This is a genomic window from Pseudomonas sp. Ps21-P2, from assembly GCF_039672565.1.
Classification (GTDB): domain Bacteria; phylum Pseudomonadota; class Gammaproteobacteria; order Pseudomonadales; family Pseudomonadaceae; genus Aquipseudomonas.
Genome location: NZ_JBDFPL010000001.1, coordinates 656,881 through 670,509 on the forward strand (window position 1 = coordinate 656,881; position 13,629 = coordinate 670,509).

Annotated in this window: 12 protein-coding genes; all 12 read left to right on the forward strand. The window is 60.8% G+C overall.

What is annotated here, in order from left to right; all coding sequences use genetic code 11:
* Positions 1–2 precede the first annotated feature (2 nt).
* The 12 genes from tssB (at position 3) to icmH (ending at position 13,612) form a co-directional block, all read left to right on the forward strand.
* Entirely contained in the window at positions 3–506 is a 504-nt protein-coding gene (tssB, locus tag ABEH28_RS02835; RefSeq protein WP_192172600.1) for a type VI secretion system contractile sheath small subunit, read from the forward strand.
* Positions 507–531: 25 nt separating this feature from the next.
* Positions 532–2,007 carry a type VI secretion system contractile sheath large subunit gene (gene tssC / locus ABEH28_RS02840; RefSeq protein WP_346629033.1) on the forward strand — a complete coding sequence of 492 codons (1,476 nt, stop codon included), beginning with the start codon at positions 532–534 and terminating at the stop codon, positions 2,005–2,007.
* Between the two features lie 13 nt (positions 2,008–2,020).
* Positions 2,021–2,440, forward strand: coding sequence for a type VI secretion system baseplate subunit TssE (gene tssE / locus ABEH28_RS02845; protein ID WP_346629034.1), 420 nt, complete (start codon positions 2,021–2,023; stop codon positions 2,438–2,440).
* Positions 2,441–2,548: 108 nt separating this feature from the next.
* On the forward strand, positions 2,549–4,336 hold the full coding sequence (gene tssF / locus ABEH28_RS02850) for a type VI secretion system baseplate subunit TssF (RefSeq protein ID WP_346629035.1): 1,788 nt from the start codon (positions 2,549–2,551) through the stop codon (positions 4,334–4,336).
* A complete protein-coding gene (gene tssG, locus ABEH28_RS02855; RefSeq protein WP_346629036.1) occupies positions 4,300–5,322 on the forward strand; it encodes a type VI secretion system baseplate subunit TssG in 1,023 nt (340 codons plus the stop codon). The genes tssF and tssG overlap by 37 nt, the downstream gene beginning before the upstream one ends.
* Complete coding sequence (tssH, locus tag ABEH28_RS02860; RefSeq protein ID WP_346629037.1) at positions 5,319–7,898, forward strand: type VI secretion system ATPase TssH; 2,580 nt, start codon at positions 5,319–5,321, stop codon at positions 7,896–7,898. The genes tssG and tssH overlap by 4 nt, the downstream gene beginning before the upstream one ends.
* A gap of 10 nt (positions 7,899–7,908) precedes the next feature.
* Positions 7,909–9,426: a sigma 54-interacting transcriptional regulator gene (locus ABEH28_RS02865; protein ID WP_346629038.1), complete on the forward strand. Its 1,518-nt coding sequence runs from the start codon at positions 7,909–7,911 to the stop codon at positions 9,424–9,426.
* A gap of 77 nt (positions 9,427–9,503) precedes the next feature.
* Complete coding sequence (locus tag ABEH28_RS02870; protein ID WP_192172607.1) at positions 9,504–9,644, forward strand: type VI secretion protein; 141 nt, start codon at positions 9,504–9,506, stop codon at positions 9,642–9,644.
* 17 nt (positions 9,645–9,661) lie between these two features.
* Positions 9,662–10,867 (forward strand): type VI secretion system-associated FHA domain protein TagH, encoded by a 1,206-nt coding sequence (gene tagH, locus ABEH28_RS02875; protein ID WP_282368375.1) that lies wholly within the window; start codon positions 9,662–9,664, stop codon positions 10,865–10,867.
* Positions 10,868–10,872: 5 nt separating this feature from the next.
* The gene (gene tssJ, locus ABEH28_RS02880; protein WP_346629039.1) at positions 10,873–11,379 is read left to right on the forward strand and encodes a type VI secretion system lipoprotein TssJ; all 507 of its coding nucleotides are present in this window, start codon (positions 10,873–10,875) and stop codon (positions 11,377–11,379) included.
* On the forward strand, positions 11,376–12,707 hold the full coding sequence (gene tssK / locus ABEH28_RS02885; protein WP_346629040.1) for a type VI secretion system baseplate subunit TssK: 1,332 nt from the start codon (positions 11,376–11,378) through the stop codon (positions 12,705–12,707). The genes tssJ and tssK overlap by 4 nt, the downstream gene beginning before the upstream one ends.
* 5 nt (positions 12,708–12,712) lie before the next feature.
* Entirely contained in the window at positions 12,713–13,612 is a 900-nt protein-coding gene (gene icmH, locus ABEH28_RS02890) for a type IVB secretion system protein IcmH/DotU (RefSeq protein WP_346629041.1), read from the forward strand.
* Positions 13,613–13,629 lie beyond the last annotated feature (17 nt).

Genomic DNA, 13,629 nt, shown 5'->3' on the forward strand with positions numbered 1-13,629 from the left:
CCATGGCCAAAGAAGGATCGGTAGCCCCCAAGGAACGCATCAATGTCACGTTCAAACCCGCTACGGGCGGGGCGCAGGAAGAGATCGAGCTGCCGCTGAAGCTGCTCGCAATCGGTGATTACACCCTGCGCAAAGACGAGCGAAAAGTCGAAGAGCGCAAGCCGATCAGCATCGACAAGATGACGTTCGACGAGGTACTGGCCAAGCAGGCCCTGAGCCTCACGCTGAGCGTGCCAAACCGTCTGCAAGAGGATGAAGGCAATGAAGAGCTGGCGGTGCAACTGCACGTCAAATCGATGAAGGACTTCAATCCCGCCTCGCTGGTGGACCAGGTACCCGAACTGAAAAAACTCATGGAACTGCGCGACGCCCTGGTGGCGCTCAAAGGGCCGCTGGGTAACGCGCCCGCTTTCCGCAAGGCCATCGAAAGCGTCCTCGCCGATGACGAGTCACGCGGTCGCGTGCTCGGCGAGCTGGGTTTGAATGCCGCCGCCCAGGACACCTGAGTCCACCCGCCAAGGAGCCAACACCATGAGTACCACACCATCGCAGCAGCACAGCAGAGAGTCCGGCGAGTTCAGCATTCTCGACAGCATCATCGCCGAGACCCGTTTGCCTCGAGATGAGGATGCCTATGGCATCGCCAAGCGCGGCGTGTCGGCGTTTATCGAAGAGTTGCTTAAACCGCAAAACGCGGGTGAGCCGGTCAAGAAGGCAATGGTTGACCGCATGATTGCCGAGATCGATGCCAAGCTCGGCCGCCAGATGGATGAAATTCTGCACCACCCGGCCTTCCAGTCTCTGGAGTCGTCATGGCGTGGGTTGCAGTTGCTGGTCGAACGGACGGACTTCCGCGAGAACATCAAGATAGAAATCCTCAACGTGTCCAAAGAGGACCTGCTTGAAGATTTTGAAGACTCACCTGAAGTCATGCAGGCCGGCCTCTACAAACATATCTACACCGCCGAGTACGGTCAGTTCGGTGGGCAGCCTGTGGGGGCGATCATCGCCAACTACTTCATGTCCCCAAGCTCGCCGGACGTGAAACTGATGCAGTACGTTTCCAGCGTCGCCTGCATGTCCCACGCGCCGTTCATCGCCGCCGCCGGTCCCAGGTTCTTTGGCCTGGAAAGCTTCACCGGCCTGCCAGACCTGAAAGATCTGAAGGATCATTTCGAGGGCCCGCAGTTCGCCAAATGGCAAAGCTTCCGTCAGTTGGAAGACGCTCGTTACGTGGGCCTGACGGTGCCGCGCTTCCTGCTGCGCAACCCGTACGACCCGGAAGAGAACCCGGTCAAGTCGTTCGTCTACAAGGAAACCGTTGCCAATAGCCATGAGCACTATCTGTGGGGCAACACGGCGTACGCCTTCGGTACGAAGCTGACTGACAGCTTCGCCAAATTCCGCTGGTGCCCGAACATCATCGGCCCGCAGAGCGGTGGTGCAGTCGAGGATTTACCGCTGCACCACTTCGAAAGCATGGGTGAAATCGAAACCAAGATCCCTACCGAGGTTCTGGTCAGCGATCGGCGTGAATACGAGCTGGCGGAGGAGGGGTTCATCTCCCTGACCATGCGCAAGGGCTCGGACAACGCGGCGTTCTTCTCCGCAAGCTCAGTACAAAAGCCGAAGTTTTTCGGCACCAGCGCGGAAGGCAAGGCCGCTGAGCTGAACTACAAACTCGGCACCCAACTGCCGTACATGATGATCGTCAACCGCCTTGCTCACTATTTGAAAGTCCTGCAACGGGAGCAACTGGGGTCCTGGAAAGAACGCACCGACCTCGAACTGGAGCTGAACAAGTGGATACGTCAGTACGTTGCCGATCAGGAAAATCCAAGCGCCGAAGTCCGTGGTCGTCGTCCTCTGCGTGCTGCGCAGATCACCGTCAGTGACGTAGAGGGCGAGCCCGGCTGGTATCGCGTCAGCCTGAACGTGCGCCCGCATTTCAAATACATGGGCGCCGACTTCACCCTGTCGCTGGTGGGCAAGCTGGACAAAGAGTGAAGGGCTTGAAGACATGACTGGATACGGCAGCCTCTTCGAACGCCTGTGTGGCGATGCAGAAAAGCGCGTGAGCTGGAGCCGCGAAGACGCTGCGACGGCGTCGGTGGCTGCCCATCTTGCCAAGATGCTCAGCACCCGGGCGGGCAGCGTACAAACGCTTTCCGATTACGGGCTGCCGGATCTCAATGACATGCGCTTGAGCCTTCATGACGCGTTAACGAAAGCGCGGCTCGCTATCGAGGTCTTCATCGAAACCTACGAGCCACGCCTGAGCAGTGTCCAGGTCATCGCGCTGCCCCATGACAACGATCAGCTTCGGCTCGCCTTCAGTATTGAAGGGTTGCTGGAGGTGGAGGGTTTCAAGCGTCAGGTCTCGTTCGCCGCACGCCTGGAGGGTGGCGGTCAGGTACAGGTCAATCACAGGAAATGCTGATGTCAGGACGCCACTGCACGTGGCTTTACCTGATGACATAAGGGCTAGCAGGCAGGTTTCCCGCAACGCCCACCCTTGAACCAAACAGCTCCGCTCGAAGGTAACACCATGTCCTTTAACCACTACTACCAAAGCGAACTCACGGCGCTTCGCCAGTTGGGCCGCCGATTCGCCGAGCGCAGCCCGGCATTGGCGCCTTTTCTGGGGCAGGCCGGGCGGGATCCGGATGTAGAGCGGTTGCTGGAGGGTTTTGCGTTTCTGACGGGGCGCCTGCGGCAGAAGCTCGATGATGAGCTGCCCGAGCTCAGCCATTCGCTGATGCAGCTGCTGTGGCCCAATTACATGCAGCCGCTGCCGGCTTTCAGCATCCTCCAGTTTGACCCGTTGAAGCGGGCAGGGCCTGCGTTGAGGGTGGAGCGGGATACGCCGGTGGACAGCCTGCCGGTCGATGGCGTGCAGTGCCGCTTTCGCACCTGCTACCCAACCGATGTCCAGGCGCTGGATCTGGTAGACCTGACGTACTCGGTCAAGGGCGACGGCGCGCTGTTGAGCTTGCGGCTGGAACTGAGCGGCGAAGGCCATTTGGGTGAGTTGGACCTGAGCCGTTTGCGCCTGCATTTTGCGGGCGAGCGCTACATCAGCCAGACGCTCTATCTGAGCCTTCTGCGCAATCTGGAGAGCATCGAGCTGGTGCCTTTGGACGGAGACGGCAAGCCTATACCCGGCGTCAACGGCATGCCCATGGCATTCAGAATGCTTGGCGATCGTATCCAGCCCGTGGGGTTTGCCGAAGACGAGGCGCTGATTCCGTACCCGCTGAACACCTTCCGCGGTTATCGCTACCTGCAGGAATACTTCGCCTTTCAGGACAAGTTTCTATTCGTGGACGTGGAGGGCCTGGAGCTGCTCGCTGCGCTGGCGGAAGACACGCTCAAACAAATACGCGGGCTTGAGTTGCGATTCGACATTCGCAAAGGCGGGGTCCAGCGCCTGCGACCGACACTGGACAACGTCAAGCTCCATTGCACGCCCATCGTGAACCTGTTCAAGCACGATGCCACGCCGATCCGCCTTGAGGGCAAACAGGACGAGTACCTGTTGATGCCGGCGCTCTACGCCATGGAAAACTGTGGCGTGTTTTCGATCGAGTCGGTGATTGGCTGGAAGCCCGGTGGCCTGGGTTACGAGGCCTACGTGCCGTTCGAATCCTTCGAGCATGACCCCAGTGTCGATGTGCCGAACCGCCGTCCGCATTACAGCATCCGTCAGCGTTCATCGTCCTTGCACGACGGCCTCGACACCTACCTGAGCTTCGGCATCCGTCACACCGAAGCCTCTGAAACGTTGTCGATCGAGATGATGTGCACCAACCAGAACCTGCCGCGCAGGCTCAAGCTCGGCGACATCTGCATCGCCTGCGAACAGACACCTGAGTTTCTGACCTTCCGCAATATCACCCCGGCCACACCCAGTTATGCGCCGCCGCTGAATCGAGACTTCCTGTGGAAGCTGATCAGCAATATGTCGCTTAACTACCTGTCCCTCGCGGACGTAAACGCCTTGAAGGTGATCCTCGAAACCTACGACCTGCCGCGCTATTACGACCCGCACGCTGAAAAGGTCAGCAAGCGCCTGCTGGGCGGACTCAAGTCGATCAGGCACCAGCATGTCGACCGGCTGCACAGAGGGCTGCCGGTCCGCGGATTGCGCACCGAGCTGACCATCGACCCGCAAGGCTATATCGGCGAGGGCGACGTGTTTGTGTTCGCCTCCGTTCTCAACGAGTTTTTTGCACTTTACGCCAGCCTCAATTCGTATCACGAGCTGCGCGTAAAAAGCACACAAGGAGAGGTGTACCAATGGCCACCCCGTATGGGCCTGCAGCCCCTGCTTTGAGCGGGCTGACCCGAGGCATACGCGAATACTCACTGTTTCAGGTCGTGTTGCTGGTCATCGACAGACTGCGCACTGCACACCCGCGTCTGAGCGATGACGACTTGTATGACCAGCTGGAGTTTCAGGCCAATCCGAGCCTTGGTTTTCCGGGCAGCGATGTGGACCGCGTGGAGTTTTTTGAAGAATCCGGGCTGATGCGTGCACGCCTGCGCTTCAACCTCCTGGGGCTTGTCGGGTCTGGATCACCCTTGCCTGCGTTCTATAGCGAGCAAGCCCTGGGTGACGGTGAGGGGGGCAATCCGACCCGCCAGTTCCTCGATCTGTTCCACCATCGCCTGCATCGGCTGATGCTGCCGATCTGGAAGAAATACCGCTACCACGCCCGTTTTGAAAGCGGCGCGATCGATCCGTTTTCGTCGCAGTTGTTCGCGCTGATCGGATTGGGCAGCGAGGAGATTCGAAGCGCACGGGAGTTGAACTGGAAGCGACTGCTGCCTTACTTGGGTTTGCTTAGCCTGCGCGCTCACTCGGCAGCGCTGATCGAGGCCGTGCTGCGGTACTACTTCAAACACGCAGAGCTGACGATCGAGCAATGCATGGAGCGCCGCGTGGACATTCTCGAAGAGCAGCGCAACAGCCTTGGCCGGGCCAACACCCTGCTAGGCGAGGATCTGGTGCTCGGCGAACACGTTCGGGACCGCAGTGGCAAGTTCCGTATTCATATCCGAGAGCTTGGCTGGCAGCGCTTTCACGAGTTCCTGCCGATCGGCGCGGGTTACCAACCGCTGTGCGCATTGGTGCGATTCACGCTGCGTGACCCGCTTGATTACGACGTTCGCCTGGCGCTGCGTCGTGAAGAAATTGGCGAACTGCGCCTGGCGGGCCAGAACGCGTGTCGACTGGGATGGACCAGCTGGCTGGGCCGAGAACGCGCGGACGGCGTGGTGACCCTGGGGAGCAAATCATTAAGGACAGCCCAACGATGACTAACGTCAATCTGCAACAACTTATCCGGGCGCTCGACGCCGAATGCCGACGCGACCTGGAGCACGCTGCCGGACGCTGTGTGGGAAGGGGCGGCAGCAAGGTCCTCGTCGAAGACTTGTTGCTGTGCTTGCTGGAACGCCCGCAGGGCCTTCTTTCCCGCGCACTCCAGGATGCCGATATAGACGCCGGTGAACTCGGCGCGGTGCTGCAGGCGCGGATGGAAGGCAGCGCCTCGCGCAACCCGGTGTTTGCGCCGGAACTGGTGCAGTGGCTGCAGGATGCGTTGCTGGTCGCCAGCCTCGAACTGAGTCAGACCCTGCTCGATCAAGGGGCGTTGGTGCTCGCGCTGTTGCGCAACCCCGAGCGTTACGCAGGCAGCCGCTATCAGGCATTACTCGCCCGGCTGAATACCGAGCGACTGAAAGCATTCGCCTTGTCGCAGAAGGAGCATTCCGACTCGGGCAAACACGGTACGGGCGGAGAGTCATTGCTGATGCGCTTTACCCATAACCTCACCCAACAGGCCCGAGACGGCAAACTTGACCCGGTGCTGTGCCGTGACGAGGCCATTCGGCAAATGGTAGATATTCTCGCTCGCCGACGGAAAAACAATCCGATCCTTGTGGGGGAGGCAGGTGTCGGCAAGACGGCTGTCGTTGAAGGGCTGGCGTTGCGCATCGTCGCGGGGGAAGTGCCCCGGGCCATAAAGGGCGTTGAAGTGCTTTCGCTGGACATGGGGCTGTTGCAGGCCGGCGCCAGCGTCAAAGGCGAGTTCGAGCGGCGCCTCAAGGGCGTGATCGACGAGGTCAAGGCGTCGACCAGACCGATCATATTGTTCATCGACGAGGCCCATACCCTGGTCGGCGCCGGCGGTGATGCAGGGGGTTCCGATGCGGCCAACCTGCTCAAGCCTGCCCTGGCACGCGGCGAACTGCGCACTATCGCGGCGACCACCTGGACCGAGTACAAAAAATACATCGAAAAGGACCCGGCACTGGCCCGTCGCTTTCAGCCAGTGCGGCTGCACGAACCGACCGTCGATGAGGCGGTGACCATTCTGCGGGGCCTCGCTCACGTCTACGAGGGAAGCCACGGCATCTATTTGCGTGACGATGCGGTGGTGGCGGCCGCGGAGTTGTCCGCTCGCTATCTCGCCGGGCGCCAGTTGCCGGACAAGGCCGTCGATGTACTCGACACGGCGTGCGCGCGCGTTCGCATCAGCCTCGCCGCTGCGCCGCAATGCCTTGAGCGTCTGCGCAGCGAACTGGCCGAAGGCAGCCGCCAGCATCAGGCGCTGCGTCGTGACGCCGAAGCCGGTCTGCCCATCGATCATCCGGCACTGGATGCATTGGAAAACCGTTTGCGCGCTGCGGATGAAGAAAGCCTTGCTCTCGAAACGCTCTGGTTGGAACAGAAAGGATTGGCCGAGCGCCTGCTGGACTTTCGTCAGCAACTGGCGCAGGCCCGTGATGCCGACGACACACACAGCATCGAAGTCCTGCAAGCCGCCCTCAACGAGACTCACCGGACGCTGACCCAGGCCCAGTCCAAAGAAAGGCTGGTGAGCTTTGAAGTCTGCCCGCGTCTTGTCGCCGAAGTGATCAGCGCCTGGACCGGCGTGCCCCTGGCGCAATTGGCGCGAGAACACAACGCCAGAATCGCCAGCTTTTCAACTGACCTGCGCACCCGCATTCGGGGTCAGGAGCAAGCGGTCCACGCCCTTGATCGTTCGATGCGCGCTAATGCAGCCGGCCTGAACAAACCTGATGCACCCGTGGGCGTGTTCCTGCTGGTCGGGCCGAGTGGTGTCGGCAAGACTGAAACCGCGCTGGCGCTCGCCGATTTGCTCTACGGCGGCGAGCGGTTCATCACCACCATTAACATGTCCGAGTTTCAGGAGAAGCACACCGTCTCGCGTCTGATTGGCGCGCCGCCTGGCTACGTGGGTTACGGCGAAGGTGGCATGCTCACCGAAGCGGTGCGGCAGAAGCCGTATTCCGTGGTTCTGCTCGATGAAGTCGAAAAAGCTGACCCAGACGTCCTGAACCTGTTCTATCAAATCTTCGACAAGGGCGTGGCAAACGACGGGGAAGGGCGGGAGATCAACTTCCGCAATACGCTCATCCTGATGACCTCGAACCTTGGGAGCGACCTCATCAGTCACCTCTGCGCCGACGGCGCGCGTCCCTCCGCGCAGGTGCTTGAGGAGCATATCCGTCCGGTTCTCGCGCGACATTTCAAACCGGCGCTGCTCGCACGCATGCGCGTCGTCCCGTACTACCCGGTGAGCGGGTCGGTGCTGCGTGAGCTGATCGAGATCAAATTGAGCAGTCTGGGCGAGCGCTTGAACCGTCGCCAGCTGACGTTCACCTTTTCCGAGGCGCTGGTCGATCAACTGGCTGAACGCTGCAGCCAAGGCGACAGTGGCGCACGTCTGATCGACCACTTGCTGGAGCTTCACGTACTGCCCCGGGTGGCTGACCGGCTGCTCGACGCCATGGCCGCAGGCCAGCGTCTCACCTCTGTGCACGCAACGCTTGATGCTGAAGCCGCCGTGACCTGCGAGTTTGCCTGAGGTGGGCGCTATGTTCATTCAGGTGCCGCAACCGCTGGCCTATGCGGAAGTGTTACTGGAGCAATTCGCCCGGCTTGCACGCGCAGCGGACGATGCCGCGCTGCTGAGCGGGCTCGTGCTCGGACTCGGCGAGTTGAGCGGGTGCGAGCTGACTCAGCTTTATCTGCTGGACGCGACCCATACGTGTCTGGGCATGACTGCCGAGTGCCTTGAGGGCAGCGTGCAACCCCGTGAGGCTCAGAGCCTGCCAACCGATTACAACGGTGAGCAACTGCTGCAGTTTGCGCTGTGCCAAAACCGCGTTGTGTGCCTCGTCGATTTGCCGGGCAGCCTGCACGAAACCCGTTTCCTGCCGCCCGGAGCGAAGCCCTGGCAGTCCCTGCTGTGTGTGCCCATCGTCAGTGATCAACAGGCGGTGGAAGGCTTGCTCGTCTGCGCGAGCAGTCGACACCTGGAGCTGCAGGCTTTTGCCGACTCCCTTGGTCGACTGGGCACGTTCGTGCTGCATCAATTGCAGCTGCTTCAGCGCTTGAGACGACGTACCGATGATTCACCACCCGTGCGCGTCAGTGTGCCAAGCATCAGCGCCTATGGGTTGATCGGCAAAAGCGCGCCCATGCGCCACACCTGTTCGATGATCAGTAAAGTCCTACACAGCCCGTATACCGTTTTACTGCGCGGAGAAACGGGCACCGGCAAGGAAGTGGTGGCACGCGCCATCCACGACTACGGTCCGCGTCGCTCGCAGCCCTTCATCGTGCAGAACTGCGCGGCACTCCCTGAAAGCCTGCTGGAAAGCGAGTTGTTCGGTTATAGCAAGGGGGCCTTCACCGGCGCTCTGCGTAATCGCGCCGGACTCTTCGATGCAGCCAACGGCGGGACCCTGTTGCTCGATGAAGTCGGCGACATGCCGCTGTCTCTGCAGGCCAAGCTGCTGCGCGTGCTGCAGGAGGGAGAGATACGCCCGCTGGGCTCCAATGACACGCACAAGATAGACGTGCGCATCCTGGCAGCGAGCCACCGGGATTTGTTGGCCATGGTGAGCGAAGGCACCTTTCGCGAGGACCTCTACTACCGCCTCTCGCAATTCCCCATCGAGCTGCCCGCTCTTCGCCAGCGAGGCGATGACATCGTCGATCTCGCCCGGCATTTCGCCGACAAGGCCTGCGCATTTCTGCAACGGGATGCTCTGTGCTGGTCTGACGCGGCGCTCGATCACTTGTCCGGGTACGCCTTTCCCGGAAACGTTCGCGAGCTCAAGGGGCTGGTCGAACGTGCCGTTCTGCTGTGCGAAGGAGGCCAATTGCTTCCCGAACATTTCACCCTCCGCGCGGATGCTGCCCCTGGTGCTGTCCGCCTGAATCTGCGCGAACGCCTTGAGCAGGTCGAACGCGGCCTGCTGCTCGATTGCCTGCGTAAAAACGAAGGTAATCAGAGCCTGTCCGCGCGCGAGCTTGGGCTGCCCAGGCGAACGCTGCTGTACCGCCTTGGCCGCCTCAATATCAATCTGGGTGAAATCAATGCGTAGGCACGAACGATTTTTTCCCGCTCGCTTTCCCTCGCGCCAACCGACGGCGCCCTGTGCTCACCTCTGGAGATCTTCTGATGTTCGCTCGTCACCGGCAAGCTGTTCTGCTGACCCTTGTTCTTCTCTGTGGCGTCTCAGGCTGCAGCGGCAATTACAAGTTCAACGACAACACCTATCGCCCGCTGGGTGATCCGCAGGCAGCCAACCGCGGTAACTGACCACAAGGAGCACCACCGTGGAACTGGTTTTCGAAATGCTGAGCACCCGGCAGTTTGTGCCTGCGGAGCAATGCCAAAAGACCTTCAGGCAGGCGGGCGGCGTGATCGGACGGGCGGTGGACTGCGATTGGGTCATTCCCGACCGCAGCCGGCACGTGTCCCACCACCACATCACGATCAGCTACCGCGATGGCAGCTTTTATCTCACCGATACCAGCAGCAATGGCGTGCTGAGTGGGGAGAGCAGGGTGCGTCTGCCCAAGGGGCAAGCTGTTCGCATCGAGCATGGCAGTCTGTATGTAATGGGCGATTTCGAGCTGCGTGCCCGACTGATGCGTGAGCCGACCTCGTTTGACGGTGACGTGGGTCGCACTTGTGCAGCCGGCAGCATCATCCCCGACGACTCGTTTCTGGACCTCGACCCGCTGAGCGCGCTCGACCAGCAGGAACGCGTCCACTCGGACATCGACGAACTGATTTCGCCAGCTGCCGCCATCAAGGACGGTCCACAGCGTGCGGACTATGCCCGGGTGGACATGGAAAGCCTGCGCGTGCCAGAGCTGGTCGAAGATCCTGCAGCACACCCCGCTCCAGCACCCGCGCCAGCCGCTGTTGAGACCGAACGCCAGACCGATGATTTCTGGACCCGGTTTTCCGACGCGCTCGGTCTCGAATTCGACGATCTTGATCAGGCTGCCCGGGAGGCGCTGGCGATCAATGCCGGCCGTCTGCTCAGGCAGTGCGTCGGCGGTCTCCAGCAGCACCTGCAAACGCGCAGCGAGTTGAAAAATGAATTGCGCCTGTCGCAGACCACCGTGCAGGGCGCCCAGCGCAATCCGCTGAAATCAGCGGTCGATGCGGGCGAAGCCCTGTCGGCAATGCTGCGTCCTGGCAAACCCGGGCAACTGCCCGGCGAGCTGGCGATAAGCCGAGCCTTCCATGACGTGCAGGCGCATCAGGTCGCCTTGCTGGCCGCCTGTCGCGCGACAACGCGCGCCACGCTGGAGCATTTTTCACCGGAGCAACTCATCCTGCGATTCGAGCGCGACAACCCGCCACTGCTCGCGACCTCCGGCAGTCGCTGGAAAGCCTATGGCCGCTATCACCAGGCGTTGCGTCAGGACAATGACTGGAGCGAACGCCTGCTGGCGCGAGATTTCGCCCAAGCCTATGAAGAGCAGATTCGTCTGATTTCCACCCTCCACACTGATCATCAGGGATGAAGCGCATGTTTCGCCGTACAACTTTCTTTCTACACGCGCTGACCGCGTTGATTGCCGTGCTCATCCTTGCAGGCTGCTCGACGCTGTCGCCGTACTCACACCTCACCAAACTCGACCTCAGGCTTACGGCCAGTGATCAGCTGAATCCGGATCTGAATGGTCGTCCTTCACCGATCGTGGTCCGCCTGTACGAGCTCAAACACGCGGTGGCCTTCGAGAACGCTGATTTTTTCAGCCTGTATGAGCGGGCCAGAGAGTCCCTGGCTCCGGACATGGTCGCCACCGAGGAGCTTGAGCTGCGTCCGGGCGAAACGGTCGAGATCAAGCTCAGCGTGCAGAAGGGCAGTCGCTATGTCGGCGTAGTTGCGGCGTACCGCGACCTGTCACAAGCCTCGTGGCGCTCCACGCTTCGCCTCCCGCCGCGAACCGCCACCGAAGTCGATCTGACCCTTGATGAAAGCGGCATTCGAACTTCACCTGAAGCGCTTGCCGAGGCGGTCGACCAGCCATGAATACGCACAAAGTCATCTGGCAGGAGGGCATGCTGCTGCGTCCTCAGCATTTCCAGCACAGCGACCGGTATTACGACCACCAGCTGAAAATCCGCACTCGGTTAATGGGTGGCTACGCCTGGGGATTCCTGGCGCTGGAGATCGATCTGCAGTTTCTGAACATGGGGAAACTGGTGATCAGTCAGGCGTCGGGCATCCTGCCTGACGGCAGCGTGTTCGAGTTGGGCGGCAACACGCAGTCGCTGGCCCTCGACATACCGCCCAATACCGTCAACACGCCTGTTTATCTGGCGTTGCCGCTGGTCACCGGCAATCACGTGGAAGCCAGGCGACCGGAGCAGTCCGATGTGCTGGCGCGTTATACCGCGTATGAAACGCAAGTCGCCGATTCAAATGCAGGTGATGACGCTATCTGTCAGGTGAGCTGCGGCCGGCCCGACTTCAGATTGCTCTTGGGCGAAGAGCAGAGCGACCACGCTTACGTCAAGCTGAAGATCTGCACCGTGCTCGACACAACCCCTGACGGCGTGGTCAGTCTCGCCCCGGATTTCGTACCGACTTACCTTCAGTCCCATGCTTCCGCCTATCTTCTGTCGTGCCTGAAGGAAGTCATCAGCATGCTCAGCCATCGGGGCGACAGCATTGCCGAGCGCATCCGATCCAGCGGCACGGTCGCCAGCGCGGAAATGGGCGACTTCATGATGCTTCAGCTGATCAATCGTGCCGAACTGCTGCTTCGTCACTACCTGGGTCTGGAGCACGTGCATCCGGAAGAACTCTACCGCGCGTTGCTGACCCTGCTGGGCGATCTGGCGACCTTCTCGAGTGACAGCAAGCGGCCGCGTCTGGACAGCCGCTACCGGCACAGCGATCAAGGGGAAAGCTTTCGCAGATTGGTGGAAGCGCTTCGGCAGATGCTGTCGATGGTGCTGGAGCAACACGCCATCGAGCTGGTGCTACAGCCGCGTCAATACGGCATTACCGTCTCGCCGCTGCACGATCGCACGCTGCTGGGTTCGGCCTCCTTTGTATTGGCGGCGAGTGCCAATTGCGATTCCGAGGAACTGCGCCATCGTCTGCCCGCGCATTTCAAGGTTGCACCGGTGGAACGTATCCGCCAGTTGGTGAACCTGCACTTGCCCGGCATCAAGCTCACCCCGTTACCGGTGGCGCCGCGGCAAATCGCGTTTCATTCGAAAAAAACCTACTTCGTCCTTGAACTCAGCTCCGAAGACCTGGCGCAGCTGGAGCGCTCCGGCGGATTCGCGTTCCACGTGTCCGGCGAGTTTGCCGAGCTTGAACTCAACTTCTGGGCCATCAGGAATTGAACGCCATGATCAGGGATAGCGATTATCAACAGGACGACAAAACCGTCCTGGTCACTCGACAGGGTCAAGGCCCGGCGTCGAAGCCGATGACGGATTCCACGCCGCCGCCGCGCTTCGAACAACTGGAAGAACGCATGATCTACGCCGCGCGCCTGCGACCGGCGCAGACGTTCAATGTCGGCATGAACCCGCTTGTGGCAGCTGCATCGGAGCTGTTGTCCGAGGTTGTACGGCTCAGAAGCGGTGACATTCCTCACGATATGGCCGCGCTGCATGAGCACCTGACCCACGTGCTGAAATCGTTTGAAGCGCGAGCGCTGCACAACGGTGCCGAGAGTAGCCAGGTCGCGGGCGCCCGCTATGTGCTCTGCACTGTTCTGGATGAGGCCGTGGTAACGAGCGGCCGGGGCAACGAAAGCGAGTGGTCGCAGATGAGCCTGCTGAGCAGGTTTCACCAGGAAACCTTCGGTGGGGAAAAGTTTTTCCAGCTGCTGGATCGACTCACGAAAAACCCGGTGAAGCATCTGTCGATGCTGGAGCTGATGTACCTGTGCCTGTCTCTGGGTTTCGAGGGCCGCTACCGGGTGCAGACCCGTGGCGTGCAGGAGCTCGAGAACATTCGCGACGCGGTTTACCGGCAGGTTCGCCAGCTGCGCGGTGATGCGCCCCGCGAGCTGTCGCCCCATTGGGAAGGCCTGAACCAACAGCGCCGCAGCCTGGTGCGCATCGTGCCCGGCTGGATGATGGTGGGCTTCACCCTGGTGTGTCTGATCGTGATGTATTCGGGCTTCGCCTGGGTGCTGGGCGAGCACCGCAAGGCCGTCCTTCAACCTTATCAGCTGTTCGATCAGCCTGCCGCTCACCCGCAATCGCAGCGGCAAGTGCAATCAAAGCCGCAGCCGTAAGCCGCCGCCGTAAACAG

Excerpts from the sequence above, each read along its gene's own strand:
- tssB (WP_192172600.1), top strand. The coding sequence starts at position 3 with ATGGCCAAAGAAGGATCGGTAGCCCCCAAGGAACGCATCAATGTCACG.
- tssC (WP_346629033.1), top strand. The coding sequence starts at position 532 with ATGAGTACCACACCATCGCAGCAGCACAGCAGAGAGTCCGGCGAGTTC.
- tssH (WP_346629037.1), top strand. The coding sequence starts at position 5,319 with ATGACTAACGTCAATCTGCAACAACTTATCCGGGCGCTCGACGCCGAA.
- ABEH28_RS02865 (WP_346629038.1), top strand. The coding sequence starts at position 7,909 with ATGTTCATTCAGGTGCCGCAACCGCTGGCCTATGCGGAAGTGTTACTG.
- icmH (WP_346629041.1), top strand. The coding sequence starts at position 12,713 with ATGATCAGGGATAGCGATTATCAACAGGACGACAAAACCGTCCTGGTC.
- tssG (WP_346629036.1), top strand. The coding sequence starts at position 4,300 with ATGGCCACCCCGTATGGGCCTGCAGCCCCTGCTTTGAGCGGGCTGACC.
- tssJ (WP_346629039.1), top strand. The coding sequence starts at position 10,873 with ATGTTTCGCCGTACAACTTTCTTTCTACACGCGCTGACCGCGTTGATT.
- tssK (WP_346629040.1), top strand. The coding sequence starts at position 11,376 with ATGAATACGCACAAAGTCATCTGGCAGGAGGGCATGCTGCTGCGTCCT.
- tssF (WP_346629035.1), top strand. The coding sequence starts at position 2,549 with ATGTCCTTTAACCACTACTACCAAAGCGAACTCACGGCGCTTCGCCAG.
- tssE (WP_346629034.1), top strand. The coding sequence starts at position 2,021 with ATGACTGGATACGGCAGCCTCTTCGAACGCCTGTGTGGCGATGCAGAA.
- ABEH28_RS02870 (WP_192172607.1), top strand. The coding sequence starts at position 9,504 with ATGTTCGCTCGTCACCGGCAAGCTGTTCTGCTGACCCTTGTTCTTCTC.